Origin of the sequence: Lacinutrix mariniflava (genome assembly GCF_001418015.1) — a bacterium.
Taxonomy (GTDB): Bacteria; Bacteroidota; Bacteroidia; order Flavobacteriales; family Flavobacteriaceae; genus Lacinutrix; species Lacinutrix mariniflava.
Genome location: NZ_LIQG01000026.1, coordinates 37,932 through 63,413, shown reverse-complemented (window position 1 = coordinate 63,413; position 25,482 = coordinate 37,932). Strand labels below are relative to the sequence as shown.

Below are 25,482 nucleotides of genomic sequence, written 5' to 3'. Positions count from 1 at the left end.
TTATAACGTTTTTAAATATAGGTATTTCTTGTTGTAATCTATAATTGCTTTTCCTTTTTTTAGTACATCTGCTCCAATAATTCCATTTACTGGTTTTGCATTATGCATAGTTAGGGCTGTATTTACATGTGTTAAATCGAAAAGAACAAAAGTAGCATTAGAGCTTTTCCAGCGACCAATTTTAATAGTGTTTTTAGATGCTGTTTGTGTTAGCATATCTATTGCTCCTGCTCCTGCGGCTTTAATGTTGGATGCTTTTGCATTAAGATTGAATAAAGTAACATCCTCAAAACCAATGCAACTATTTGATGCTCCTGTGTCAAGTATAAACAGACCCTTTACACCATTAATTGTAGCTTTAACTTCAAAATGATTAGTTTTTGTAAGTTTTAATTTTATCTTTTTGTATTCTTTTTCAAGTAGAAATTCCCAAAGTGCGTTTTCCATTTTTTCGTTTAAATAGGCATAGTAAAAGTAGTATAATTGCTATTGAAACGCCAATAATTAACCACAAATAATTGTTGTCTTCAACTTTGTCAAAACTACCGTAAAGTGTAAAAGCACCCCAATAGTATGGTGATTTTTTTAAGTTCTTTATGTCTTCATTATATAAGTAGTCAAGCTTAGACTGTTGGTTTGCGTAACTTATAGATTTACTATTATCTAGATGCATATAAAACGATGTCATAATTTGGGAAGTAGACAAGTCGCTAATTTGCCAAAGCGAATACAATACCTTTTTTGCTCCTGCATATTGAAAACCTCTTGCAATACTTAAAGCACCTTCACCACGCTTTATTTCTCCAACTCCAGTTTCGCATGCACTTAAAACAACGAGTTCCGTATTAAGGTTAATGCTATAAAGTTCGTTAGTAGAAATTGGTTGGTCTGTAAATGCTATTTGAGCGGGTTCAAAAAAATCACCACTCGTTCCATGTGTAGATAAATGTAAAATAGAATAGTTTTTGGCTTGACTTAAAAAATTACTTTTTGTAGCATTTTTATTCATCAATAATGTGGTTTCTATTTCTTTTTTAATGTTTTCTGCTTCATCTATAGAATAAACAAGCTCTTGCGATGTGTCTTTAAATACAGGGAAAACACCTAAAACGCGTTGTTCTTTTTTTGATGTATTGTCTTTTATATATAACGAAACATTAGAGTTGAAAACAGCATTATGAGATTTTACTAAAAACGACATTTTTTCGAAAACTTTACTTTCTGTTTTTGTAGTTAAAAGCGCATCAAAAGGAATGAAGTTTAAAAAACCATCAGGAATAATGATGAGATTTTTTTTGTCTTTTACTTCATTTAATTTTAATAAGGTGTAAAGTGAATGTGCGTCTTCGGTATATTTAGAGATGTTATTGTTTATAGCAGAAGGACTATCAAAATACTTAATAAAGGTTTTAATAACTTTAGTGTTTACATCATTTAAAAGAATCTTATTAAAAGCAGTTGTTTTATCAGAAACAATAATCTGATATATGGCTTCTTTACCATAAAAGTAATTTACTAATGTAGATTGATCTTCTATTAGTTTAATATTAAGTTTTGATACGTTTAATGAAGTTTTTGGATTAGCAACGTGCTTTTTATCAATTATAGTTCTGAGATCCTTTAATTCAATATTTATTGAAGTTAACTGTTCTCTAAGTTCTAGTTTTTGGTCTTCATTAAAATTAGAAAAAGGCGCTCTTGTTAGTTTATTAATGAGCTGTTCTTGATTATTTAAAAGCTTTTGCTGTATTATTAAAAGAGAATCATTTGGATGCTCTTTTAATAAGTTTTTTTTACTAATGGTTTCTTTTAGCACTGAAGCTTTATAGCGCTCGGAAAGTTGTAATGCTTCAAAGATGTATTTAGTATCGTCACTGTTATTTTGAAGATAATATAGTATGTTCAAGCTTTGTTCGCTTCGTTTGCGTTTTTCATTTAATACTATAAGTTTTCCTTCTTGTGTAGTAATATTTTCAGTGAGTAAGTCGCTAACATAAAAACTTAAATTGTAATATTCAATTGCTTTTTTAGGATCGGTTTCTATTTCTGCAAATAAATCGAAAATTCCAATAAAGGCATTCTCCGGATATAAGTCTGATTCTGCAGGAAGAATATTAGAATTGTAATTAGGAATCAATAACTTTAAAGCAGAATTTAAACTCTCTTTAGTGTTTTTGGGCTGCTTAAGTAGTAAGTAAAGTTGAGCTTCTTCAATGTAAATTTTAGACAAACTATTTACTGACGATAGTTGATTAGTTTTGAGCGGTTTTAAGTTTTTGAATATTTTTAAAGCTAAAACATAATCTTTTTTCTGAATAGCCATGTCGTAAGCCAATTCTAGTGTTTCTATAGATTGTGTTTTATAGTTGATAACAATACCTCTGTTATCTGTAAATTTTACTTTTTTGTTTAACCTTGTTTCACTTCTCGATTTTATAAGCTTTAATTTAACTTTTTGCTCTGTACTGGCTTGTTTTATATTGAGGCCATAATTAGCAATATCAATTGCGAGTTGTTGTCTTCCAATGGTTTGGTATAAACGCGATAAGTTTATTGCTCCTGCAACACGTTGTGTGTTGTTTTTATCCTTTTCGGCTATTGCGATGTAGGTTTTTATTGTGTTTTCGGTAGCCGTGTAGTCACCAATTTCATTATAAAGCACACCTAACGGAATTAAACAATAATCGACAATATTGTATTTGTAAACAGATGCAACTTTATCATTATAAATTTTGTAGGCTTTTTCGTAACCTTTAATAGCTTCTGTATTTTTATTATTAGTTTTTAAGTAATGTGCTTTGTTAACGAGTAGATTTACAAACGCGAAATAATCGTCTGTGGTAGATAATTGTGTTTCAAAGGTTAAAATCGTTTTATTTTGCGTCGCTAATGCTTCAGCAGATTTTAGGTTATTAAAAGTATCTGTAGCTTCATAGATTTTATCTTCTAAGGTTTGCGAAAACACACTTCCGAAGCATAGAAAACAGAGAACGAGTAAGTTGTTTTTCATATAAATATTAAAAAATAAAATGAATCCTAATCATAAACGACACAACAATGGTTTACCAAATAGGCCTTAGGCCTAGAATTTCCAGATGGCGTAGAATTGCATGTAGTTATAATTTTCTTTAAAATTAAGTACATAGCGTGCACCAAGACTAGGACCAATTCTTGCAAATCCAGCAGTAGCTTCTACTAGAAAACCAGTTCTAAAATTAGCAAAAGAATTACTTGTACTGGTTGATGTTTTGCTAATTTGAGAATATTGCCCAATATCTCCTCCATTTAAATTTTCGGCTTGTTCTATTGTTATTTCTTCTGTGCTTTTTTTGCTTATAGAAATCATGCCTTGTAAACCTGCGCCTAGGCCAATGTAATTGTTAATGTTGTATCTGGCTAAAACTGGTAGTTCCCAATCGACATTGTTAAAACTGTTGGTTGTTGTTGTGCGTTGTGTGCCAATAAAAGTAGGCGTGTCAATCGTTTCTATTGTAACTGTTTTATTATCGTTGTATTTATGAAAACTATTTAATAATTCTACTTGCCAATACCATTTGTATGATTTGTAAGGTGAAATGGTAGCACCAACAAAGTAGCTTTTAGAATCTTCAAGGTCGCTAAACGAGTTGTATCCAGTTTTTGCACCAATAGAAATACCTGGTAAAAAACGAGTTGTAGAGTAATTGGTGATTATTGGTTCGTTTTTATCGAAAATTATAGCCGTTCTTGATTTTGTTTTTTGCTTATGAAAATCTTTGCTAAACTTTAAACTGTATTTTACAAAACCTTGTGTAGAATCGTAATCCTTCACGTTTTTTTGTTCACTTCCAGGAAGGTAAATATTTTTGAAAGTAAAAATGGCTTGTTTATTTGTATAAGTCGTGTCTAAACAACTGTAGTTAACTTCACTTTTAGGGCAAATTTTAACTTTAGGATACATGTCTTCCACACGAATGGTAGCTTTATCGAACATGTCTGGAACATCTGTTTCTAAACGAATAGTACTTGCTGGGCCTTCACCATTATTTTGGAATCTAATTTTAAATTTTGGTCTTTTAAAACGGACTAATCTATAGTTTAAAAAGGTGGAATTAGACGACATTTTGTTAGGATCGTGAGAGGTTACAATCTCCATTTCCATATCTTTTACTTTGTGTGTTTTGTAATTGTTGTCTGGAATATAAATACTTCTCACCGAAATGATAGCACTTGTGTCCTTAAGCATTTCTGGAGTTGTTTTAAAAGTGTAGAAAATATTACGTTCTTCGTTAGGCTTCATATTTTCAAAAGCAATGGTACTTGATTTTTTATAGGTTGCTTTCGTTTCCATAAGTGTAAGCTCAAGATCTTCTTTCTCTGTAGAATCTTGAAAACGCGCGCGAAGTAAGTTTATTTCGTTTTTTGACGAGGCATAAAAGCTGCGCTCATCATTAACTTCATTAGAGAAAACAAGATCTTCACTTTCAATTTGTCTTTCGTTGTTATAAAGTCTTGTATCTGCTAATTCAAAATTATCGGCTTTATATTTTTGTTCATTAAAATACAGGTGAAGCGTCCCACTAGTAGCATAATCTTTATAGTTTTTATAACTCATAACTACAACCATTTCTTCACTAGGCATTGGTTCTCTATTGCGAATTAATGAAAGATCGTCTACCATAGAAGAAGCAGCTTCTGCCGAATCATTAGCATCATCTATTTTAATTTTTTTAGGCCTTGATGTTGGTGGTTTTCCGTTGTCGTAAACATTGGTTGCCCAGTATTTTACCTCGTATTCACCTTCTTTTCTATATTGTTTTGTAGGTGTTTCTTCGTTACTGTAGTCACCATCTCCAAGTTCCCAAAAGTGTTTGTAGAATGCTGTTGGAGCTCCTGCTATTTGAGTTAAAGGAGGTGTTTCTGGTGTAAATTTAACGGCGTTTCCGTTTTTTGTGTATGTAATATTAGCAACTCTTCTTGTAGTATCTATTACTTGAGCTTCTTGACTCAGTGCATTTTGCGAAATAAAAAGAATAATGAAAAGGGTTATCAAGTTTTTCATAATAGCATTGGTTGGTTTAGATTTTAAAGATACAAAAACTGTAATTTCAAAGTTAATTCAAAACCTGTTAATTTCTTAAGTGTATTCTATTACTTGTTGTTTTGAGTTAATTAACTGTAGCGTCTGTGTTATGTAAAAAGACCAGAAAATTTAATTTCTGGTCTTTTTTTTAGTGTTATAAAAGTTTTAATCTAAAAGAGATAAGGCATCAAGAATTTCTTGTGTTGATTTTACTTCAAAGTTTAGAGTTAACTCTTCTTCGTCAGAAATAGTTACATCTTCCATAGCTAAGTATTGCTGGTTGTTTTCTACGGTAATGGCTACATAGGTTACAGCTAAACCTTCTGGAAGCATATCTATATAACTCTGTATTCCATTAGCGTAAGTTGTTGAGAACTTAACAACTGCTGGTAAATTGTTTTCTTCAAAGATTAAAAATATTGCTGTTTCAGAGGCATTAGGACTATTTGATAAATTAATATAGTTGGTTGTTTGTGCTCCAGGATAATTGTAAAATTTATCGCAATTAGACCATCCGGTATTAAAAACGTCGTAGATATAAGATGTAGGAGCTGTTACATATTGCATTCCACTACTCGTTACACCAACATCACTTGTAGGATCCCATACAATACCTTCGGCATCTGAAGTTGTTCCTGCAAAAGGCAACATTTCGTAATCTAAACCACCAGCAGAAGGTACCGATATTTGATAGTTAATACCATTTGCAAGTTGCAAAGTGTTTCCGTTTTGAGAAATCCTCACCTCTGTTTCACCTTCAGATAAAAGAAAAGTGTTTTGGTTCGAAAAACTTAAAGCGTTTGTTGGTTTGTTAGATAAAATCATTTCACTAGGCTTAAAAATTTCTTTTATAGCTACATCCACGATTCCGGTTACTGGATTATTACTTCCATCTACAAACGCGTTAGCTGGGAAAGTAATAATAGTGCCGTTTTCACCAATTATATTTCCACCTGTAACGGCATCTAATGTAAAATCTTGGTCTTGTACGCCATTAGTTTCAAAAAAACCTTGAATATTATTGTATTCTAAAACCTCTGGTATGTCAATTGTTTCTCCGTTATCATCTGGATCACAACTTGTAAATAAGGTTAACGATGTGATAAATAAACTTGCAAGTACTGTTTTTAAATTTCTCATAATTTCTAATGTTTTAATTGTTTATACATCTTTATATAAACGGAGTAACCATTTTGTTACCTAGTTTTAGATGTTTTTTACATGTTTTTACTTTCTATTATTCTGTAAGACACTATTTCTCCTTTTGCTACTAAATGCATCATCTTTTTGGCAGAAAACTCATTTGTAGAATATCCTTTTGCATAACCTCTCTCACTTTTTACTTCCCAATAATAAACTCTTTTTGCTTGAGATTTTATGTCGCTTTTTAATACGAAGTAGTTCGTGATTTTTTGTTCCAATACTATAGCACCTTGTCCAACCATATTAGCTCTTCTTTTAGCATCCAATAAGGTTGATGCTGTTCCTGAAAAATCTCCAGTAGTTGTTTTAACCGACCAATCGAATATTTGTACTATTTCATCTCTTGCAATTTCCAAACGTGTTTCAGTGTTAAGGGTTGTTTTTACAGTTTTAGCGTTTACGTTTAAAAAGCTAAAGACTACTGTTGCGATAATTAAAATTGAATTTTTCATAATTTCTAAATGTTATAGTTTAATAATTTTGTTTTATTGTTATTGGCGTTTTGCCTTTTACAACCTTATATCAAAAGCATTTAAAAATTGTTACCTCTATTATTTAATTTTTTTTTAAATTCGTTGGAAACTAACCGAAAAACAAGGACTTATGAGTGAAAAAAAAGTTCACGAAGATCAAAAGTACGTAGAAGGTCTTTTAAATAATAACTCCTTTATTATACAAGCCATTTACGATAAGTTCGTGCCTAAAGTGGTGAATTATATAAAACAGAATAGTGGAGATGCAGACCAAGCACAAGACATTATACAAGAAACCATAGTCACTATATATAATCAAGCAAAAGAAAAAGGACTAGAACTTACCTGTCCTTTCGATGCTTACTTTTTTTTACTCTGTAAACGTAAGTGGCTAAACGCACTCAAAAAAAATAAAAATAAGGAGGTAACAATTAATGAAGAAGTTTTATCTAAAGATGACGACGCACATGAACTAGCGTTTGAAACAGAGTTATTTGATGAAAAACAAGCCTTGTTTAACGAGATGTTTCAAAAATTAGGCAAAGCGTGTAAAGATTTAATAAAAGCGACCTTTAAAATAAATTCTATGGAAGAGGTTGCAGCAAGTTTAGGTGTTACTTATGGTTACGCTAGAAAAAAGAAATCTTTATGCATTGGGCAATTAACAAAGTTGGTTCAAGAGTCGCCAAAATTTAATCAACTTAATTACTAATTGACATGGAAGATCAAGATTACATTTTATTCGATAACTATATTAATAACGAATTGTCTGAAGACGAAATTTCGGCTTTTGAAGAAAGAATGGATAAAGACTTAGTGTTTGCTAATAGTTTTAACTTGTATTTAGAGACTACTATCTTTTTGCAAAACTCTATTAGAAATGAAGATGAAACTAATGACTTTAAAAAGAATTTAGAGACTATTTCTAAAGATTATTTTAGTCAGGATAAAGTAAAATCGACTACTAGTGTTGAAACTAAAACGAAGCCATTTACTCTAGTAAAGTATCTAGTTGCAGCGTGTATAGCGTTGTTATTTGGTGTTTTTGCTTTTAATCAGTTTGGTGGTGAGCCTTCGTATTCAGATTTTAATTCTCATGAACCAATGACGATTGTTAGGGGTAATGTGAAAGATTTAATACAGGCAACAAAAGCCTTTAATAATAAGGAATACGAAAAAGCCAATATATTATTAAAGAATGTACTTGAAAACGATCCAGATAATAGTGAACTACAATTATATTATGCTATTACTAATATCGAATTAGATAATTTTAAAGTAGCGGATAAAGAATTAAATAAATTAATAAATGGAGCATCCGCTTATAAAGATAGAGCTTTGTGGTATTCAGCATTAAGTAGGTTGAAGCAAAAAAATATTGATGCTACCATTGTGCTTTTAAAACAAATTACAGAAGAAGCAGACGATTATAAAGAAGCACAAAAGTTATTAGATAAGCTTGAGTAATTATATACAGCAAGGTTTCTTTAGCGTTGCAAGATAAATAATAACTAAAAAGTCATCTTTAAACAGATGACTTTTTTATTTTTACAAGATGATTATTACAGATACACATACACATTTATATAGTGAAGCTTTCGATGAAGACAGAGCAGAAATGATGCAACGCACCTTAGACGCAAATGTTTCAAGATTATTTATTCCAGCAATAGATTCTACTTACACGGCTTCAATGCTTCAGTTAGAAAAAGACTATCCTGAACATGTTTTTTTAATGATGGGTTTACATCCAACACACGTAAAAGATAATTATAAAGAAGAACTTGCTCACGTAGTAGAAATGTTAGATAAACATAAATTTTATGCGGTTGGTGAAATTGGTATCGATTTATATTGGGATAAAAGCACTCTAGCAATACAACAAGATGCTTTTAGGCAACAAATAAAATTAGCGAAACAACATCAATTACCTATAGTTATACATTGTCGTGAAGCTTTCGATGAGATTTTTGAAATTTTAGAAGAAGAAAAAGGAAACGATCTTTACGGGATTTTTCATTGTTTTACAGGAACATTAGAACAAGCACATCAGGCTATTTCTTATAATATGAAGTTAGGAATTGGCGGTGTAGCGACTTTTAAAAATGGCAAAATAGATCAGTTTTTAAACGAAATAGATTTAAAGCATATTGTTTTGGAAACCGATTCTCCTTATTTAGCACCGAAGCCTTTCCGTGGAAAAAGAAACGAAAGCAGCTATATATTAAAGGTGGTGGAGAAGCTTTCAGAAATTTATAATACTTCCGAAGAAAATATTGCCGATATTACAACAGAGAATTCTAAAGCCATTTTTGGAGTATAATCCAATCTAAATGTCATACTGAACGCAGTCGAAGTACTAATGAAAATAGATGTAAATTTGCTTCGTTTGCACTCAGTATGACAAAGAAATAAAAATTAAACTTGACAAAAACAATCCCAAACATACTCCTTATATATACCGGTGGAACTATTGGTATGATAAAAGACCCAGAAACGGGAGCTTTACGTGCTTTCGATTTCGATAATTTATTGGTTCGCATTCCGGAGTTGAAGCTTTTAGATTGCAATATTGAAACGTTTTCGTTTGATGTTCCAATAGATTCTAGTAATATGGAACCTAAATATTGGGTTGAAATTGCGGAGGTTGTTGAACAAAACTATGAGGCTTTCGATGGTTTTGTGGTGTTGCATGGAAGTGATACTATGAGTTATACGGCATCTGCATTAAGTTTTATGTTAGAGCATTTAGCAAAACCAGTGATATTTACAGGTTCGCAATTGCCAATTGGAGATCTACGTACAGATGCTAAAGAGAATTTAATAACCTCTATTCAAGTTGCTTCGTTGCAGCATTATAGTAAGCCAGTAATTAAAGAGGTGTGTTTATATTTTGAATATAAGTTATATAGAGCAAACAGAACAACAAAAATAAATGCTGAGCATTTTGAAGCCTTTGCGAGTTTAAATTATCCAGATTTAGCAGAATCTGGTGTACATTTAAAAATAAATAATAGTGCTTTGTTTAAGCCTAATGCTAGAAAAAGCTTGGTTGTACATAAGAATTTGGATAAAAATATAGCCTTAGTAAAGTTGTTTCCTGGTATTTCGGAACAATTATTGGGTTGTATTTTTAGTACACCTAATCTTAAAGGCGTTATTATAGAAACCTATGGTGCCGGAAATTGTACAACAGAAGATTGGTTTATCTCCTTATTAAAGGAAACCGTTAAAAAAGGTATCCATATTATTAATATTACGCAATGTTCTGGTGGAAGTGTCATGATGGGACAGTATGAAACTAGTGAAAAACTAAAAAAAATAGGTTTAATTTCGGGAAAAGACATCACAACCGAAGCTGCTGTTAGTAAATTGATGTATTTGTTAGGACAAAATGTGGCTCCTAACTTGTTCAAAACCATCTACGAAACAGCTTTAAGAGGAGAAATGGCTTAAAATTATCATTTAAAATTTGAGCCTTAAGTTTTTTTTCGTTTAATTTGAAATCGGAAATATTTAGAATAGTGATGGGACTTTTATAAGCATTTTATAAAAGCTCTAGTGTTATTTTATTTTTTACTTCCTTTTTTTTTATATCTTTAACACTTTAACTAATTAATAAAATTAAGATCAAAAACATGAAAAGATTATTTTCTATCCTAGCCATAGTATTTTTAATGGCATTTGGCACAGCTAATGCAACTACGAACGCAGCAACTATTGCTACGACTGTTGCAACTACTCAAGATGCAGCAACTGATGATGCAGCAGAAGAATTAACATTCCACCAAGAACTTAAAAAACGTTTTATTGAAGGTGGACCAGGTTTTATGGGTATTGTATTATTATGTTTAATTCTAGGTTTAGCAATTGCTATTGAAAGAATTATCTTTTTAAACTTATCTTCTACAAACACGAAGAAATTAACTCAAAATGTTGAAGATGCACTACAATCAGGTGGTATTGAAGCAGCAAAAGAGGTATGTAGAAACACAAAAGGTCCTGTAGCATCTATTTTCTATCAAGGTTTAGATAGAGCTGACGATAGCTTAGAGTCTGCTGAAAAAGCGGTTGTAGCTTACGGTGGAGTTCAAATGGGACAATTAGAGAAAAACGTATCTTGGATATCATTATTTATCTCGTTAGCACCAATGTTAGGGTTCATGGGAACAGTAATAGGTATGATTCAAGCCTTTGATAAAATTCAGTCTGCAGGTGGAATGGATGCAACGTTAGTAGCAGGTGGTATTAAAGTAGCCTTATTAACAACTGTATTCGGTCTTGTAGTAGCAATTATCTTACAAGTTTTTTACAACTATATTATTGCTAAAATTGATGGTATTGTAAACGATATGGAAGATTCTTCTATTACTTTAATGGATATGTTATCGAGATATAAAAAATAAGCTATTAACTAATTTTAAAAACATAAGATTATGCATAAGATTTTAAAAATAGTTGTGGCAGTACTAAGTTTAGTAGGTATTATTGGACTTGCTCGTATTATAATGAAAGGTGAAGAGGAAGCGAAAGCTGTCATTTCTTCAGGTAATGGAGTTTTGTTTGAGACAATGTCTACGGTAGCATACATAGTATTGGCTATAACGCTAGCATTAGTAGTATTCTTCGTATTTAAAAACCTGTTTACAGGTGGAGGGAACATTAAAAATACTTTAATAGGTGCAGGTGCTTTTTTAGCTGTATTAATTATAGGTTACTTAGTATCAGGAGGAGATCCTTTAGTAGGTCAAGAATGGCCAGTAGTAGGTAAAGTATATGCTTACGATGGTGTTTTTGCAACAGAAGGTGAGTCTAGATTAGTAGGAGGTGGACTAGTATCCTTTTACATATTAAGTTTTGTTGCTATATTAGCAATGGTATTCTCAGGAGTTAAAAAATTAATTAAATAATTATGGCAAAAAGATCAGCACCAGAAGTTAATGCAGGCTCTATGGCTGACATTGCCTTCTTATTACTTATTTTCTTTCTAGTAACAACAGATATCGCAACAGATTCTGGTTTAAGTAGAAAGTTACCACCATGGGAGCCACCAACAGATGTACCTGTTATTATTAAAGAAAAGAATATTTTCGCTTTAACTTTAAATAGTAAAAACGAAATCTTATTAACTTCTGGAGGAGATTCGGAAATTGTTCCATTGAACGAATTAAAAGATCAAGCGGTAAAATTTCTTGATAATGGAGGAGGAAAAGATAAAGATGTTTGTAAAAGATGTAAAGGAGAAAAGAATCCAGAATCATCTGATAACTTTCAAAAAGCAGTTATTTCTTTAGCAAATGATAGACTAACGGATTATAAAACTTACATCGCTGTACAAAATGAAATTTTAGCAGCATATAATGTTATTAGAAATCGTGAGTTTAAAAAGGATTATCCTAGTTCTGAAATGAATTTTGTTCAAGCTACAGAAATGTATCAGGATCCTTCAACAGAGCTTAAAGTGCGTGAGAGTTTGAAAGAGAAGTTAGAAACAATTAAGGAAATTGTACCTCAAAAGTTCTCTGAAGCAGAAACAAAAAGAAACTAACAAGTTAACATATAAACTATGTCTAAATTTAAAAAGAAAAAAGATGGAGGTTTACCTCCAATTTCTACAGCATCTTTACCAGACATTGTATTTATGCTTCTGTTTTTCTTTATGGTAGCCACAGTAATTAAAGAGGATAATCTAATAATCCAAAATAAATTACCTAAAGCAAACCAAATTGAGAAATTGGATAAAAAGAAGCCTATAAGTTATATCTATATTGGAAAGCCAAGTGCTAACTATATCGATACTTATGGTACAGAGGATAGAATACAATTAAACGATAAGTTGCAGAGTGTAGAGCAAGTTCAAGCATTTATTGCTGCTGAACGTGCTGCTTTAGCAGAAGAGTTGGTTCCAACACTAACGGTTTCTCTAAAGGTTGATAAAGACGCAAAAATGGGAGTTTTAACAGATGTTAAGCAAGAATTACGTAAAACTAATGCGCTTAAAATTAATTATACTACCAAAAAAGGTGATGCACTTGATAATTAGTAGCACACATTCTTAATTTTATAAAAAGGCGTTTTGAAATTTCAAAACGCCTTTTATTTGTTTTAAACCTTCCTGTTTTATTATCTTGTAGTCATGGAATGAGAGTTTTAATGATTTATTTGGATACAGAAATGTTCAAAATCGAGCGGTTATAAAACAACGCTAAATATATTTACATGAAATCGATAGTACTATTCTTTTGCCTTTGTTTTTTTACATCCTATTCATTCGCACAAGAAGAATTAAGTATAGGTGTTGAAGAAGTAGATTCGTTATATAAAGAAGATCAGTTTTATTTTGGTCTTACGTATAATCTTATTGGTAAAAAGCCTAGTGGCTTATCACAGAGCGGGTTTTCTGGTGGTTTTCACTTTGGTTATACTAAAGACATGCCGATTAATAAAAAGCGTAATAAGGCTATTGGTGTGGGTTTAGGTTTATCGTTAAACTCTTTTAATCAAAATATATTAATTACAGAGGATTCTAAAGGAGATGCTTTATTTGAAATTATAGATGAGACTGAAATTAGTGTCTCTAAAAATAAATTTACAACTTATGTCGTAGAAATGCCTATCGAATTTAGATGGAGAACATCTACAGCCGTGGATTACAAGTTTTGGCGTATTTATTCAGGATTTAAATTAGGTTATGTATTAGCTAATAGCTCTAAGTTTGAAGGCGCTCCAGAAAGCATTAATCTTAAGAATATTGATACCATCAACAAGTTGCAATACGGCTTAACTTTGGGAGCAGGATATAATACGTGGAATTTCTATTTGTATTATGCTTTAAATCCTATTTTTAATAGTTCATCAAAAATAAATGGAGAGGTAATCGATGCTAATGCTATTAAAATTGGTCTTATGTTTTATATTTTATAGCCAATAGCTTAATACTAATAGCTGAGGAAATAGGCCAATACAAAACCCAAAAATTAACTCGACATTGGTATGTGCCTTCAAGTGTAATCTAGATGTTGCAATTGCACCTGCAATTAAGAAAAGCAACGCTAAAGAACCATTTAAGTTTTTTCCGAAATGAAGAGAGATACTAAGAGCAAACATTATTATTCCGGCAATGGCAATCATATGTATACTGGCTTTAAACTTTAGCATGGCCAATACTAAACAAACAATATTTGAAATTAATATTCCAATAAAAAAAAAGTATAATTCTATTATTTGATTTGAAGGTAGCACACGTATTACTATTAAAATACAAATAATAATATTTAACAATAAAGGAATAATACGTTCTTTAGTGGTTTTAAGGTATATAGATTTCGTTTTTCCTATCGTTTTTAATAAGAAATACAGTAGTATAGGAAGTATGATTGTAAGTATGGTGAGAGAAATAATTTTGGCTTCAATAACGTCTCTAGGAATAAATCTAGGTGATTTTGAAAAATAGAAAATAACACCTAAGAGAGGCATTATAATAGGATGAAACACGAAGGAAATACTTTTTAGTAACCAATTCATTATTTAGTATTGTGTAGGTTAACCTTATAATTCCTTTCGTAGTCGTGCAACAGAAATATCTAATTGTTCACGATATTTAGCAACCGTTCTTCTTGCAATTGGATAGCCTTTTTCTTTTAAAATTTTAGCTAAAGCTTCATCTGTAAAAGGTTTCTTTTTGTTTTCTTCTTCTATTACTGTTTCTAAAATTTTCTTAATTTCTCTAGTTGAAACTTCTTCTCCTTGGTCATTAGTCATAGATTCAGAAAAGAATTCTTTAATCAATTTTGTGCCATAAGGCGTATCTACATATTTACTATTAGCAACACGTGATACAGTAGAAACATCCATTTCAATTTCGTCTGCAATGTCTTTTAAGATCATAGGTCTTAAATTGCGCTCATCACCTGTTAAGAAGTATTCTTTTTGGTAATGCATAATAGAACTCATAGTTACGAATAAAGTTTGCTGACGCTGTTTTATAGCCTCGATAAACCATTTTGCAGCATCAAGTTTCTGCTTGATAAACATAACGGCATCTTTTTGTGACTTAGATTTCTCTTTCGATTCTTTATAGCCTTTAAGCATATTATTATACTCGCGAGATACATGTAGTTCTGGAGCATTTCTACCATTTAACGTCAACTCTAACTCGCTATTAACAATTTTTATAGCAAAATCAGGGATAACATGTTCTATCATTCTGGTATTTCCAGAATAACTTCCTCCCGGTTTAGGATTTAAACGTTCTATTTCATGAACAGCATCTTTAAGTTGAACCTCTGTGATGTCGAATTTAGACATTAACTTTTTGTAATGCTTTTTAGTGAATTGCTCGAATGCGTTATTTATAATATCTGCTGCTAGTGCAACATCTGGAACTTGTTCCTTTCTTTTAAGTTGAATACTTAAACATTCTTGTAAATTACGAGCACCAACACCAGCAGGATCTAATTGATGCACTATTTTAAGTACGTATTCAATTTTATCCTCGGTTGTGTATACATTTTGCGTGAAGGCTAAATCGTCCATAATATCGCTTAATTCACGACGTATGTAACCGCTTTCATCAACACTTCCTACTAAAAATTCTGCGATATCACGTTCTTCATCGCTTAAGCGATACGTATTTAATTGTGTTTTTAAATGTTGGGTAAAAGAAGTTCCAGAAGCATAAGGAATACTTTTTTCGTCATCATCTGCGCTGTAGTTATTTACGCTTGTTCTGTAATCAGGAATTTCATCATCACTTAGATAGTCGTCAATATTTATATCATCAGCTTCAATAGTTTCGCTGTCCTCGAAGTCATCTTGAGTATTATCCATGTCTTCATACTCGTCTTCTTTTTCTTCTTTACCAGTATCTAAAGCAGGATTTTCTTCCAATTCTTGCTTTAAACGCTGCTCAAAAGCTTGTGTAGGCAACTGTATCAATTTCATTAATTGAATTTGTTGCGGAGACAATTTCTGCGATAATTTGAACTGTAAATATTGTTTAAGCATAATATTGATTAGGAATATGTATAAAAATAAAAAAAACAATCTACATTATGGATATTCGTAGATTGTTTTAATATTTATTTATGTTGTATGCTTTTTAAAATTCAGCATTTTGAGGTGTTCTAGGGTAAGGTATTACGTCTCTAATGTTGCCCATTCCAGTTGCAAACATCACCAAACGTTCGAAACCTAAACCAAATCCTGAATGTACAGCAGTTCCATATTTACGTAAATCTAGGTACCACCATAATTCTTCTTCAGAAATATCTAAAACAGCCATTTTTTCTTTTAATACATCTAAACGCTCTTCACGTTGCGAGCCTCCAACCATCTCACCAATACCTGGGAAAAGGATGTCCATAGCGCGAACTGTTTTACCGTCTTCGTTTAAACGCATGTAAAAGGCTTTTATGTTTGCTGGGTAATCAAATAAAATTACTGGACATTTAAAGTGTTTCTCTACAAGGAAACGCTCATGTTCAGACTGTAAGTCGGCTCCCCATTCTTCAATTATATAATTGAATTTTTTCTTTTTATTGGGCTTAGAATTTTTAAGAATATCTATAGCTTCTGTATAGCTAACACGTTTAAAGTTATTATCGGTTACAAATTTTAACTTTTCAATTAAGCGTAAATCACTACGTTCAGCTTGCGGTTTTGTTTTTTCTTCATCAAATAGACGTTGATCTAAAAACTCTAAATCCTCTTTATTATGCTCTAAAACATAAGTGATAACAGATTTCATAAAATCTTCAGCTAAGTCCATGTTTCCCGCTAAATCCATGAACGCAACTTCTGGTTCAATCATCCAAAATTCTGATAAATGACGAGAAGTATTAGAGTTTTCAGCTCTAAATGTAGGTCCGAAAGTATAAACTTTACCAAGAGACATAGCGTAAGTTTCTGCCTCTAATTGTCCAGAAACCGTAAGATTTGTGTCTTTTCCAAAAAAGTTTTTAGAGTGGTCTATTGCTCCATCTTCTGTTAATGGTGGATTTTTTTGATCTAAAGTACTTACACGAAACATTTCTCCTGCACCTTCAGCATCACTTCCTGTAATAATTGGAGTATGCATATAGTTAAAGCCATTCTCGTTAAAGTATTTGTGAACTGCAAAAGATAATGCCGAACGTAAGCGCATAACAGCACTAAAAGTATTTGTACGTGTACGTAAATGTGCATTCTCTCTTAAAAACTCAAACGAGTGTTTTTTAGGTTGAATAGGGTATGTTTCTGGATCGCTATCTCCTAAAATTTCAATTGAAGAGACAACTATTTCAACACTTTGTCCTTTACCTTGGCTTTCTACTAGTTCTCCTTTAATATGAACAGCAGCACCAGTTGTAATTCGTTTTAAAGTGTCTTCATCTGTATTCTCGAAATCAACAACACATTGAATATTATTAAGTGTAGAACCATCATTTAAAGCGATAAATCTTTTAGCTCTAAAGGTACGAACCCAACCTTTTGCTTCTACTTCCTGTAGTTTTGTTTCTTTTAATAACTGTGCAATTGTTAATCTTGTCATTTTTGTATTTATTAGATAGCAAATATAAATTTTTACGTCGTTTTATTATTCCAATTCTTCAGGTTTCTCCTCAGATTCATTATCAATTGGAATAATGTTTATTGTAGGTTTTTTTAGTGTTTCTTTATTAGCAATACTGCGCTCTAAAGATAGTAGTAAAGAGGGTAATAATAATAAGTTGGATAACATTGCAAATAACAATGTTACCGAAACTAATGCACCAAGTGCAACTGTTCCTCCAAAACTTGAAATTGTAAAGACTGAGAATCCAAAGAATAAAACAATAGAAGTATAGAACATACTTACACCAGTTTCACGTAAAGCTGCGTATACAGATTTTTTTATCTTCCAGTTATTAGCTTGTAATTCTTGTCTATATTTTGCTAAAAAGTGAATGGTATCATCTACTGAAATTCCAAAGGCAATACTAAAGACTAATATAGTGGATGGTTTTATTGGGACACCTAAATAACCCATTAATCCAGCTGTTACAACTAGTGGTAATAGATTTGGTATTAGTGAAACAATAATCATTCTAAAAGAGCGGAACATATAAGCCATAAATAGCGAAATTAGTACAACAGCTAAAGACAGAGAAAGTGCTAAATTTTTAACAAGATATTTTGTGCCTTTTTGAAAAACTAAAGCTTTTCCGGTTATAGTAACATTATATTTTTCTTTAGGAAAAACATTGTTTATTTTAGTAACAAGGTTCTCTTCGATACGTTCCATTTTATCGGTACCAATATCTTTCATGAACGTCGTTATTCGAGCATACTGTCCAGTAGAATCTACAAAGTTGTTTAAAAGATTTGTTTCTTCTCCCGAAGTTGAATTTTTAGCATAAGGTAATATGAAGGCTTCCTCTTGTTTTGTAGGGAGTTGGTAATATTTTGGGTTACCATTATAATATGCCTGTTTAGAATATTTTACTAAACTAACCACGGAAATAGGTCGTGATAATTCTGGAGTTTCAATAATTAAATCCTCCAATTGATTCATACGTTTTAGGGTAGTCGATTTCATGACTCCTTTTTTACGCTTAGTATCCACCATTATTTCCATTGGCATAATACCATTGAATTCTTCTTCAAAAAAGCGAATATCACTAAAGAATTCCGCATTCTTAGGCATGTCTTCTATTAAGCTTCCTGAAACTTTAATTTTATAAATACCTATAATACAAACAATAATTAGACCTAAAGTAGTGCTGTAAATAGCGATACGTTTTTCTTTTACCATACGCACAGTCCAGTCTACAAAACCACCAATCCATCGTTTGTTTAAATGTTCTAAATGGCGTTCTTTTGGGTAAGGTAAAAACGTATATAAAATTGGAATAATAAGCAAGCACAAAATAAATATGGCTAAAATACTTAGTGAGGCTACGACACCAAATTCTTTTAATAATTTACTTTCTGTAATAATAAAAGTAGCAAATCCAGAAGCCGTTGTAACATTCGTCATTAATGTGGCATTACCAACTTTTGTAATAACACGTTGAAGTGACTTTACTTTATTACCATGTAATTTTACTTCGTGTTGGTATTTGTTAATTAGGAAAATACAATTAGGGATACCAATTACAATAATAAGTGGTGGAATTAAGGCCGTTAAAACTGTGATTTCATATCTTAAAAGACCAAGTATTCCTAAGGTCCACATTACACCAATACAAACTACAATTAGAGAAATAAAAGTAGCGCGAAAAGAACGGAAAAATAAAAAGAATATAAATGATGTAATTCCTAGTGCAGCTAAAACAAAAAGACCGATTTCGTCTACAATATTTTGAGCATTTAAAGTTCTTATGTAAGGCATTCCTGAAATACGAACATCAAGATTGTACTTGTCCTCGAAAACCTTTACTTCTTTCATTAAAGTTTCAACAACAAAATCTTTTCTAGCAGAGGTATTTACCAATTCTTTTTTTAGGTAAATAGCAGTTCTTACTGTTCTTGTGTTTTTATTAAAGAGGAAGTTGTCGTAAAAAGGATATTTATTAAAAAGATCGTCTTCGAGTACTTTTATTTCTGCTAGACTTTTAACAGAATCTTTAATAAAAGGTTCTAAATCAAATTTCTCTTCTTCAGTGTTTTTTACAAGCTTCTGTAAATCTTTAATAGATACAACGCTTTCAATCTCGTTTGCCGTTCTAAAACTATCTGAGAGCGCATTCCATGCGTTTAGTTTTTCAACTGTAAATAGAGTAGAATCTTTAACACCTAAAACAATTAGGTTTCCTTCTTCTCCAAATATGTCTAAGAAGTTGTTGTATTCAATATTTACTTCGTGATCGTCTGGTAATAGATTCGCTTCTGTGTAGGTGAAGCGCATGTATTTCCATTGTGTACTAAATAATATTGTAATAACTATAATGCCTAGAAGTATACCAATTTTATTACGTAAAATTAGCCTAGCCACTATGTCCCAAAATTTCGATTTTTTTTGTTTAGCCATGATGCTTTAAAAGAAGCATCAAAGGTATGGAAAACCTATAGATTTTATAGCATTTCAAAACAGAAATGGTGTAGTAATTATAATGTAATATTAAAAGTGAATTTAAGTGCAAGATTATCTTCCTCGTTAGGGAGGTGATACGCACCATATCGGTAGGTAAAGCTTAATCCAAAACCTAATAAGAGTTTGTTTATCTCTAAGCCAGATTCTGTATAGCCGCTTTTTAGAGTGCTAAAATTAACGCTTTGGTGTCTAGAAATATTATTCATATTACCAACGGCATAGCGTGTAATTAATACTAATTGTGGGTTGAAATAACTAGTAATATGAAATGGTTTTATGTAATGTTTAACTACTAAAGTTGCAAATCGATCTGAAAAGAATTCGTTAAAAAACATAGTTTCAAAACTATTAATTCCAGCTACGGAGAATCGGTTTAAAATAGTTTCTTTGTTAATATTGTTTGGGTAAGCATGATATAAATGCGTAAGCGGTGTGTCTCCATGGGCTAAACCTAAAGATAAAGTTCCTATAGTGTGCGATTCTTTATTATGATTAATTTTGTGTATGGCTCTAAAATCTAACTTCGAAAAATTAAAATCGGCATTTAAAACATTTCTAAAACTCTTACTGTATTGCATTGTAAATTTAGGATAACCATCTACAGTAGTTTCTGTTTTGCCGTCTTTGGTTTCATATTCTACAAATGGGTTCCATTGCACTGCAATTTTAGCAATTGTAGTTTCAAAAGAACCAAAAGGAGTATTGTCGAGAACATACTGATAATCGTATGTTGGGCGAATGTTACTAATAGCCACCTCTGTTTCGGTAATAAGCTTAGGGTTTATTTCGTGCTCTAGAGATATGGCAGAAGTTATGTGTTTATGAAACAAACTAATATTTAGTAAACGTGGTTCGAAAAATGAAAATGTACGTCCATCTGTCATGAAATTAGAACTTCCGGTTTCCATTAAATCGTCGATGTACGAGATGTTAAGCCAGCTTTTTGTTTGTTCATTTAAAAGAATTCCACCACCAAGTTTATACTTAAATCTATGATCCCTAAAACCGTAGACACCATAGGAATCTATTCTGAATTTTTTTGAAAAACTATCGTTAGTTACGCCTCCTAATCCTGTTCTAAATCCTTCATATTGATTGAATTTTACAAGATAACGTAAATCGAAATTCCATAATTTAGTAGGAAAGAATCCATTTCCAATTTGCTTTAATAGCATATTAGAACTTATAGAATCTATAGGCTTTTCGGTGTCTTTTTCTGGTGTTTGCGCATTTAGTGCTAATGCAGTACAAAAGAATAGAGTATATAACCAAAGGTTGCGCATAAACTATTTTAATTGTGTGTTAATAGACTTGGAAAGAACACTTTTAATATTTGTTCTATATCCAATTTCTTTAAGTGCTATTTTTCCTTTTTTATTAATAACGATACTTGTTGGGTAGCTTTGTACACCATAGGTTGTAATAACGTCGTTAGCATTTGGAGCTATTGTATAATCGAATGCGGTATCAAATAAAAAATTATCTACAACTCCCTTTTTATTAAAAGTAATTGCTAAAAAAACGACATCTTTATCTTCAAATTCTTTTACAAGTTCGTTTAGTTTTGGCATTTCAACAATACAAGGACCGCATTTTGTAAACCAAAAGTTAAGAACAACAACTTTACCTTGTAGCTCAGAAAGCTTAATAGTATTACCATCCATGTCGGTAGTAATAAAATCTAGTGCTTTTTCACCTTTAGTATAGTTTGCTTCAGGATTTTTTTTAATTAAAACAGGATGATTACTTTTTTTCTGAAAGACTATAGATTTTATTTTCTCATCAGCATCAGCATAAAACAAAGGTTTATAATCCGTATTTGCCATGAGTTCCATTTTAGAGGTTGGCAAAATTTTGCCTTGCTCATTAAAAAGCATAATATCTGGAGTAATCATTATCTGCATCGTTTTCACTTGCTCACTAGATAGTAAGTGTTGGTTCTCAGGAATGAACTTGTAATCTTGCGCAAAGCTTATTGTGGAAAACAAAAGGGCACACAGAGATAAAGTGAATTTAATATAGCGCATAATTATATAAACGATAAAGTTAATAGACTTGGTATAAAAAAAAGCGACAATTAAGTCGCTTTTAACGTTTAAACCGTCATTATTTCTTTGTCCTTATTAGCTAAAATTTCCTCTATACGTTTAGAGCACGAATCTGTAAGTGTTTGTATATCTGCTTCAGCATTTTTCTGTAAATCTTCAGATACGCCATCAACTTTCTTAATATCGTTATTAGCCTCTTTTCTAGCATTACGAACACCAATTTTAGCATCTTCAGCTTCAGATTTTGCTTGCTTTCCAAGATCACGTCTACGCTCTTCGGTTAAAGGAGGAACACTAATAATAAGTATTTCACCATTATTCATAGGGTTGAAACCTAGGTTAGCTACTTGAATAGCTTTCTCAATGGGTTGAATCATGTTTTTTTCCCATGGTTGTACAGTAATAGTTCTACCATCTGGAGTGTTAACGTTTGCAACCTGTGCTAATGGTGTTTGAGAACCATAATAATCTACCATTACACTTCCTAACATTGCAGGACTAGCTTTACCAGCACGTATGTTAGAGAATTGTTTAATAAGGTGTTGGATAGCATTGTCCATCGACTCTTTTGTGCTATCTATTATAAATTGAATGTCTTCGTTCATTGTTGAAATTTTTATTACTACTATACTTAATTCAAGAATTAAGCCATAATTTATTTAGACTGTTAAACTCAGTACAGTCGTAGCGCATATTTTAATTCAAATACTAAAGTAAACAATTTTAGAAACTGATACAAATTTATCAATTCCAAAAAAATTACTTAGTAGGTTTTGGTAATAAGCTTACTTGAGTTCCAATATTTTCTCCTGTAACAACTTTCATTAAGTTTCCTCTTGTATTCATATCAAAAACAATAATTGGTAAATCGTTTTCTTGACTTAATGTAAAAGCAGTTGTATCCATAACTTTTAAGCCTTTACGTAAGACATCGTCAAAAGTAATATGGTCGAACTTAATAGCGGTACTGTCTTTTTCTGGATCTGCATTGTAAATGCCATCTACACGAGTTCCTTTTAATATCACATCGGCTTCAATTTCAATAGCTCTTAAAACTGCTGCAGAATCGGTAGTAAAATAAGGGTTTCCTGTTCCTCCTCCAAAAATAACAACACGTCCTTTTCGTAAGTGACTCATTGCTTTTCTTCTAATAAAAGGTTCAGCAACTTCGTTAATTTTTATTGCAGTTTGTAATCTTGTTTTAACATCGGCATCTTCTAAAGCTTGTTGTAAAGCAAGACCATTAATAACAGTAGCTAACATTCCCATATGGTCGCCTTGAACACGATCCATACCATTCATAGCTCCTGCAACACCTCTAAAAATATTTCCACCACCAATAACTATGGCAACTTCAATACCTTTTTCTGTTACGGCTTTTATGTCTTGCGCATATTCTGCTAGACGTTCTGGATCAATACCATATTGGCGATTTCCCATTAAGGCTTCACCAGATAGTTTTAGTAGTATTCTTTTATATTTCATGTTGAATGTAGCTGAGTATTATTTTCGCTTAAGCGGAAATATGAGTTATGCAAAATTACATAAAATTTTTATTTTTGAAATTATAAAGATGGTGAAATCAAATTTTTTTAAATGATGGGTTTTAGCTGAAGCTGAAGCACAAAAAAACCACTAGCTCTAAAAATAGAGGAGTGGTTTTATATTATAATTTTGTTGTTGAAACCTTTCGATTGCGCTGAAGGTTACAAAACGGGAGTTTTCTATCCTAAAGACACACGTTTAAAAGCAGTTACTTCAACGTTTTTAGACGCTACGTATGCTTCAACAGTTTGCTTCTCATCTTTAATAAATCTTTGGTCAAGTAAACATTGTTCTTGATCTAAAGTTGTATTATCGCTTACAAAACGATCCATTTTTCCTGGTAAAATGTTTCCCCAGATTTTTTCTGGTTTTCCTTCAGCAGCTAATTGTGCTTTAGCATCTTCTTCTGCTTTAGCCATAACTTCTGGAGTTAATTGTGCCATAGAAATATATTGAGGTACGTTTTTAAGTGTTTTACCTAAACGACCTAACTCGATATTATCTTTCTCGATAACTGCAATTCTTGCTTCAGTTTCGTTTGCTACATAAGAAGCTTCAAAACCTTTGTAAGATAAAGAAGTTGCTCCCATAGAAGCTACTTGCATAGCTACATCTTTAGCAACAGTCTCCTCAGCTTGAGATAAACCAACTAATGCACCAATTTTGTTAATGTGAACATAAGTACCAACGTAAGGAGCTTCTAATCTCTCGAATGCATTGATTTCTAATTTCTCACCAACAACACCAGTTTGCTCAATTAATTTTTCGGCAACTGTCATACCACCAAAGTCAGCAGCTAAGAAATCTTCTTTGTTATCAAAGTTGATCGCGATATCTGCAAATTGTCCAGCTAATGCTAAGAAAGATTCGTTTTTACCAACGAAATCTGTTTCACATCCTAATACAATGGCAACACCAACAGTGTTGTCTGCATTAATTCTTGTAACAGCAGCACCTTCAGAAGAATCTCTATCTGCTCTTTTTGCTGCTACTTTTTGTCCTTTTTTACGTAATACATCGATTGCTGCATCAAAATCACCTTTAGCTTCCACTAAGGCTTTTTTACAATCCATCATACCTGCACCAGTAGCTTTTCTTAACTTGTTTACTTCTGCTGCTGAAATTTTTACATCACTCATAGTAAATATAATTTAAAAAAGTCGTTTAATTAATTTCTGTTAGGAAAGAACTAAACGACTTTATTTGTAATAATTTTATTGTCTTATTCTTCTTCGTTAGCTGCTGCTTTTTCTTCAGTTTTAGCTGGAGCTGCTTTTTCAGCCTTCTTTGCTGGTTCTGCTTTAGCTTCAGTTTTACCTTCTGCTTTCGCATCTTTTTCAGCTTTACGCGCGTTTAATCCACCAGTAATAGCTTCAGTAACATGCGTTAAAATTTTATCGATCGATTTAGAAGCATCATCATTTGATGGTATAACGTAATCTACTTGACGTGGATCAGAGTTAGTATCTACCATTGCAAATATTGGAATGTTTAATTTCTGTGCTTCTTTAATCGCGATATGCTCACGTTTAATATCTACAACAAACAAAGCTGCTGGAAGACGAGTCATGTCAACAATAGAACCTAAATTCTTTTCTAACTTAGCTCTTAAACGGTCAACTTGTAAACGTTCTTTTTTAGATAAAGTTAAAAATGTTCCATCTTTCTTCATTCTATCAATAGTAGCCATCTTTTTGATCGCTTTTCTAATAGTAATAAAGTTAGTTAACATTCCACCAGGCCATCTTTCTGTGATAAAAGGCATATTAATACCTCCCGCTTTTTCAGCGACGATGTCTTTTGCTTGTTTTTTTGTAGCTACAAATAAGATTTTACGACCAGAAGCTGCGATTTTTGCTAACGCATCTCCAGCTTCGTCCATCTTAGCTGCTGTTTTATATAAATTGATAATATGGATACCATTACGCTCCATATATACGTAAGGAGCCATGTTTGGATCCCACTTACGTGTAAGGTGACCGAAGTGTACACCTGCTTCAAGTAATTCTTTTACTTCTACTGCCATTTTGTAATTAGTTTACGTTCTGTTGAATTAGCAATAATTAAGTGGTCATTATAAAAATTCGCCTTAATTAT

At 31.8% G+C, this 25,482-nt stretch carries 24 protein-coding genes; 9 read left to right on the top strand and 15 right to left on the bottom strand.

Annotated features, from left to right (window positions below; translation table 11 throughout):
• The 5 genes from ASC44_RS07350 to ASC44_RS07330 all read right to left on the bottom strand — a co-directional run bounded on the left by ASC44_RS07350 (window position 1) and on the right by ASC44_RS07330 (window position 6,717).
• Window positions 1–447 carry a retropepsin-like aspartic protease gene (locus ASC44_RS07350; protein ID WP_055446967.1) on the bottom strand — a complete coding sequence of 149 codons (447 nt, stop codon included), beginning with the start codon at window positions 445–447 and terminating at the stop codon, window positions 1–3.
• The gene (locus ASC44_RS07345; RefSeq protein WP_083476260.1) at window positions 416–3,010 is read right to left on the bottom strand and encodes a CHAT domain-containing protein; all 2,595 of its coding nucleotides are present in this window, start codon (window positions 3,008–3,010) and stop codon (window positions 416–418) included. Before ASC44_RS07345 ends, ASC44_RS07350 begins: the two co-directional genes overlap by 32 nt.
• Window positions 3,011–3,082: 72 nt before the next feature.
• Entirely contained in the window at window positions 3,083–5,041 is a 1,959-nt protein-coding gene (locus tag ASC44_RS07340) for a DUF7849 domain-containing protein (protein WP_055446965.1), read from the bottom strand.
• Window positions 5,042–5,227: 186 nt separating this feature from the next.
• Window positions 5,228–6,202, bottom strand: a complete 975-nt coding sequence (locus tag ASC44_RS07335) for a hypothetical protein (protein ID WP_055446964.1) — start codon at window positions 6,200–6,202, stop codon at window positions 5,228–5,230.
• Between the two features lie 77 nt (window positions 6,203–6,279).
• Entirely contained in the window at window positions 6,280–6,717 is a 438-nt protein-coding gene (locus tag ASC44_RS07330; protein ID WP_055446963.1) for a hypothetical protein, read from the bottom strand.
• 151 nt (window positions 6,718–6,868) lie between these two features.
• Between ASC44_RS07330 and ASC44_RS07325 the strand changes: the two genes are divergently transcribed.
• From ASC44_RS07325 to ASC44_RS07285, 9 genes are all read left to right on the top strand, one after another.
• Window positions 6,869–7,450: an RNA polymerase sigma factor gene (locus ASC44_RS07325; RefSeq protein ID WP_055446962.1), complete on the top strand. Its 582-nt coding sequence runs from the start codon at window positions 6,869–6,871 to the stop codon at window positions 7,448–7,450.
• Between the two features lie 5 nt (window positions 7,451–7,455).
• A complete protein-coding gene (locus tag ASC44_RS07320; protein ID WP_055446961.1) occupies window positions 7,456–8,205 on the top strand; it encodes a tetratricopeptide repeat protein in 750 nt (249 codons plus the stop codon).
• 88 nt (window positions 8,206–8,293) lie between these two features.
• Window positions 8,294–9,061: a TatD family hydrolase gene (locus ASC44_RS07315; RefSeq protein WP_055446960.1), complete on the top strand. Its 768-nt coding sequence runs from the start codon at window positions 8,294–8,296 to the stop codon at window positions 9,059–9,061.
• A 101-nt stretch (window positions 9,062–9,162) separates the two neighbouring features.
• On the top strand, window positions 9,163–10,194 hold the full coding sequence (locus ASC44_RS07310; RefSeq protein WP_083476259.1) for an asparaginase: 1,032 nt from the start codon (window positions 9,163–9,165) through the stop codon (window positions 10,192–10,194).
• Between the two features lie 182 nt (window positions 10,195–10,376).
• A complete protein-coding gene (locus ASC44_RS07305; protein ID WP_055446959.1) occupies window positions 10,377–11,144 on the top strand; it encodes a MotA/TolQ/ExbB proton channel family protein in 768 nt (255 codons plus the stop codon).
• Window positions 11,145–11,174: 30 nt separating this feature from the next.
• On the top strand, window positions 11,175–11,648 hold the full coding sequence (locus tag ASC44_RS07300) for a hypothetical protein (RefSeq protein WP_055446958.1): 474 nt from the start codon (window positions 11,175–11,177) through the stop codon (window positions 11,646–11,648).
• Between the two features lie 2 nt (window positions 11,649–11,650).
• Complete coding sequence (locus ASC44_RS07295; protein WP_055446957.1) at window positions 11,651–12,286, top strand: ExbD/TolR family protein; 636 nt, start codon at window positions 11,651–11,653, stop codon at window positions 12,284–12,286.
• Between the two features lie 18 nt (window positions 12,287–12,304).
• Complete coding sequence (locus tag ASC44_RS07290) at window positions 12,305–12,781, top strand: ExbD/TolR family protein (RefSeq protein ID WP_055446956.1); 477 nt, start codon at window positions 12,305–12,307, stop codon at window positions 12,779–12,781.
• A 176-nt stretch (window positions 12,782–12,957) separates the two neighbouring features.
• Window positions 12,958–13,662: a porin family protein gene (locus tag ASC44_RS07285; protein ID WP_055446955.1), complete on the top strand. Its 705-nt coding sequence runs from the start codon at window positions 12,958–12,960 to the stop codon at window positions 13,660–13,662.
• Here ASC44_RS07285 and ASC44_RS07280 read toward each other — a convergent pair.
• The 10 genes from ASC44_RS07280 to rpsB form a co-directional block, all read right to left on the bottom strand.
• Window positions 13,657–14,262, bottom strand: coding sequence for a hypothetical protein (locus ASC44_RS07280; protein ID WP_055446954.1), 606 nt, complete (start codon window positions 14,260–14,262; stop codon window positions 13,657–13,659). The two genes, ASC44_RS07285 and ASC44_RS07280, sit on opposite strands and share 6 nt — an antisense overlap.
• 24 nt (window positions 14,263–14,286) lie before the next feature.
• Complete coding sequence (rpoN, locus tag ASC44_RS07275; RefSeq protein ID WP_055446953.1) at window positions 14,287–15,744, bottom strand: RNA polymerase factor sigma-54; 1,458 nt, start codon at window positions 15,742–15,744, stop codon at window positions 14,287–14,289.
• Window positions 15,745–15,838: 94 nt separating this feature from the next.
• Window positions 15,839–17,269 (bottom strand): asparagine--tRNA ligase, encoded by a 1,431-nt coding sequence (gene asnS / locus ASC44_RS07270; RefSeq protein ID WP_055446952.1) that lies wholly within the window; start codon window positions 17,267–17,269, stop codon window positions 15,839–15,841.
• A 45-nt stretch (window positions 17,270–17,314) separates the two neighbouring features.
• Window positions 17,315–19,729, bottom strand: a complete 2,415-nt coding sequence (locus tag ASC44_RS07265; RefSeq protein WP_055446951.1) for an efflux RND transporter permease subunit — start codon at window positions 19,727–19,729, stop codon at window positions 17,315–17,317.
• Between the two features lie 77 nt (window positions 19,730–19,806).
• On the bottom strand, window positions 19,807–21,075 hold the full coding sequence (locus ASC44_RS07260; protein ID WP_055446950.1) for a DUF5686 family protein: 1,269 nt from the start codon (window positions 21,073–21,075) through the stop codon (window positions 19,807–19,809).
• 3 nt (window positions 21,076–21,078) lie between these two features.
• The gene (locus ASC44_RS07255) at window positions 21,079–21,780 is read right to left on the bottom strand and encodes a TlpA family protein disulfide reductase (protein ID WP_161805008.1); all 702 of its coding nucleotides are present in this window, start codon (window positions 21,778–21,780) and stop codon (window positions 21,079–21,081) included.
• Window positions 21,781–21,887: 107 nt separating this feature from the next.
• Window positions 21,888–22,445 (bottom strand): ribosome recycling factor, encoded by a 558-nt coding sequence (gene frr, locus ASC44_RS07250; RefSeq protein ID WP_055446948.1) that lies wholly within the window; start codon window positions 22,443–22,445, stop codon window positions 21,888–21,890.
• 154 nt (window positions 22,446–22,599) lie between these two features.
• A complete protein-coding gene (gene pyrH / locus ASC44_RS07245) occupies window positions 22,600–23,325 on the bottom strand; it encodes a UMP kinase (RefSeq protein ID WP_055446947.1) in 726 nt (241 codons plus the stop codon).
• A gap of 239 nt (window positions 23,326–23,564) precedes the next feature.
• Window positions 23,565–24,524 carry a translation elongation factor Ts gene (gene tsf, locus ASC44_RS07240; RefSeq protein WP_055446946.1) on the bottom strand — a complete coding sequence of 320 codons (960 nt, stop codon included), beginning with the start codon at window positions 24,522–24,524 and terminating at the stop codon, window positions 23,565–23,567.
• Window positions 24,525–24,607: 83 nt separating this feature from the next.
• Window positions 24,608–25,411, bottom strand: a complete 804-nt coding sequence (rpsB, locus tag ASC44_RS07235) for a 30S ribosomal protein S2 (protein WP_055446945.1) — start codon at window positions 25,409–25,411, stop codon at window positions 24,608–24,610.
• Window positions 25,412–25,482 lie beyond the last annotated feature (71 nt).

Bases quoted from the DNA above. Each gene is read 5' to 3' on its own strand.
- ASC44_RS07315 (WP_055446960.1), top strand. From the start codon at position 8,294: ATGATTATTACAGATACACATACACATTTATATAGTGAAGCTTTCGAT.
- ASC44_RS07325 (WP_055446962.1), top strand. From the start codon at position 6,869: ATGAGTGAAAAAAAAGTTCACGAAGATCAAAAGTACGTAGAAGGTCTT.
- ASC44_RS07285 (WP_055446955.1), top strand. From the start codon at position 12,958: ATGAAATCGATAGTACTATTCTTTTGCCTTTGTTTTTTTACATCCTAT.
- ASC44_RS07320 (WP_055446961.1), top strand. From the start codon at position 7,456: ATGGAAGATCAAGATTACATTTTATTCGATAACTATATTAATAACGAA.
- rpoN (WP_055446953.1), bottom strand. From the start codon at position 15,744: ATGCTTAAACAATATTTACAGTTCAAATTATCGCAGAAATTGTCTCCG.
- pyrH (WP_055446947.1), bottom strand. From the start codon at position 23,325: ATGAAATATAAAAGAATACTACTAAAACTATCTGGTGAAGCCTTAATG.
- ASC44_RS07350 (WP_055446967.1), bottom strand. From the start codon at position 447: ATGGAAAACGCACTTTGGGAATTTCTACTTGAAAAAGAATACAAAAAG.
- ASC44_RS07300 (WP_055446958.1), top strand. From the start codon at position 11,175: ATGCATAAGATTTTAAAAATAGTTGTGGCAGTACTAAGTTTAGTAGGT.
- tsf (WP_055446946.1), bottom strand. From the start codon at position 24,524: ATGAGTGATGTAAAAATTTCAGCAGCAGAAGTAAACAAGTTAAGAAAA.
- ASC44_RS07260 (WP_055446950.1), bottom strand. From the start codon at position 21,075: ATGCGCAACCTTTGGTTATATACTCTATTCTTTTGTACTGCATTAGCA.
- ASC44_RS07265 (WP_055446951.1), bottom strand. From the start codon at position 19,729: ATGGCTAAACAAAAAAAATCGAAATTTTGGGACATAGTGGCTAGGCTA.
- ASC44_RS07295 (WP_055446957.1), top strand. From the start codon at position 11,651: ATGGCAAAAAGATCAGCACCAGAAGTTAATGCAGGCTCTATGGCTGAC.
- ASC44_RS07280 (WP_055446954.1), bottom strand. From the start codon at position 14,262: ATGAATTGGTTACTAAAAAGTATTTCCTTCGTGTTTCATCCTATTATA.
- ASC44_RS07345 (WP_083476260.1), bottom strand. From the start codon at position 3,010: ATGAAAAACAACTTACTCGTTCTCTGTTTTCTATGCTTCGGAAGTGTG.
- ASC44_RS07305 (WP_055446959.1), top strand. From the start codon at position 10,377: ATGAAAAGATTATTTTCTATCCTAGCCATAGTATTTTTAATGGCATTT.
- asnS (WP_055446952.1), bottom strand. From the start codon at position 17,269: ATGACAAGATTAACAATTGCACAGTTATTAAAAGAAACAAAACTACAG.
- rpsB (WP_055446945.1), bottom strand. From the start codon at position 25,411: ATGGCAGTAGAAGTAAAAGAATTACTTGAAGCAGGTGTACACTTCGGT.
- ASC44_RS07335 (WP_055446964.1), bottom strand. From the start codon at position 6,202: ATGAGAAATTTAAAAACAGTACTTGCAAGTTTATTTATCACATCGTTA.
- ASC44_RS07330 (WP_055446963.1), bottom strand. From the start codon at position 6,717: ATGAAAAATTCAATTTTAATTATCGCAACAGTAGTCTTTAGCTTTTTA.
- ASC44_RS07290 (WP_055446956.1), top strand. From the start codon at position 12,305: ATGTCTAAATTTAAAAAGAAAAAAGATGGAGGTTTACCTCCAATTTCT.
- ASC44_RS07340 (WP_055446965.1), bottom strand. From the start codon at position 5,041: ATGAAAAACTTGATAACCCTTTTCATTATTCTTTTTATTTCGCAAAAT.
- frr (WP_055446948.1), bottom strand. From the start codon at position 22,445: ATGAACGAAGACATTCAATTTATAATAGATAGCACAAAAGAGTCGATG.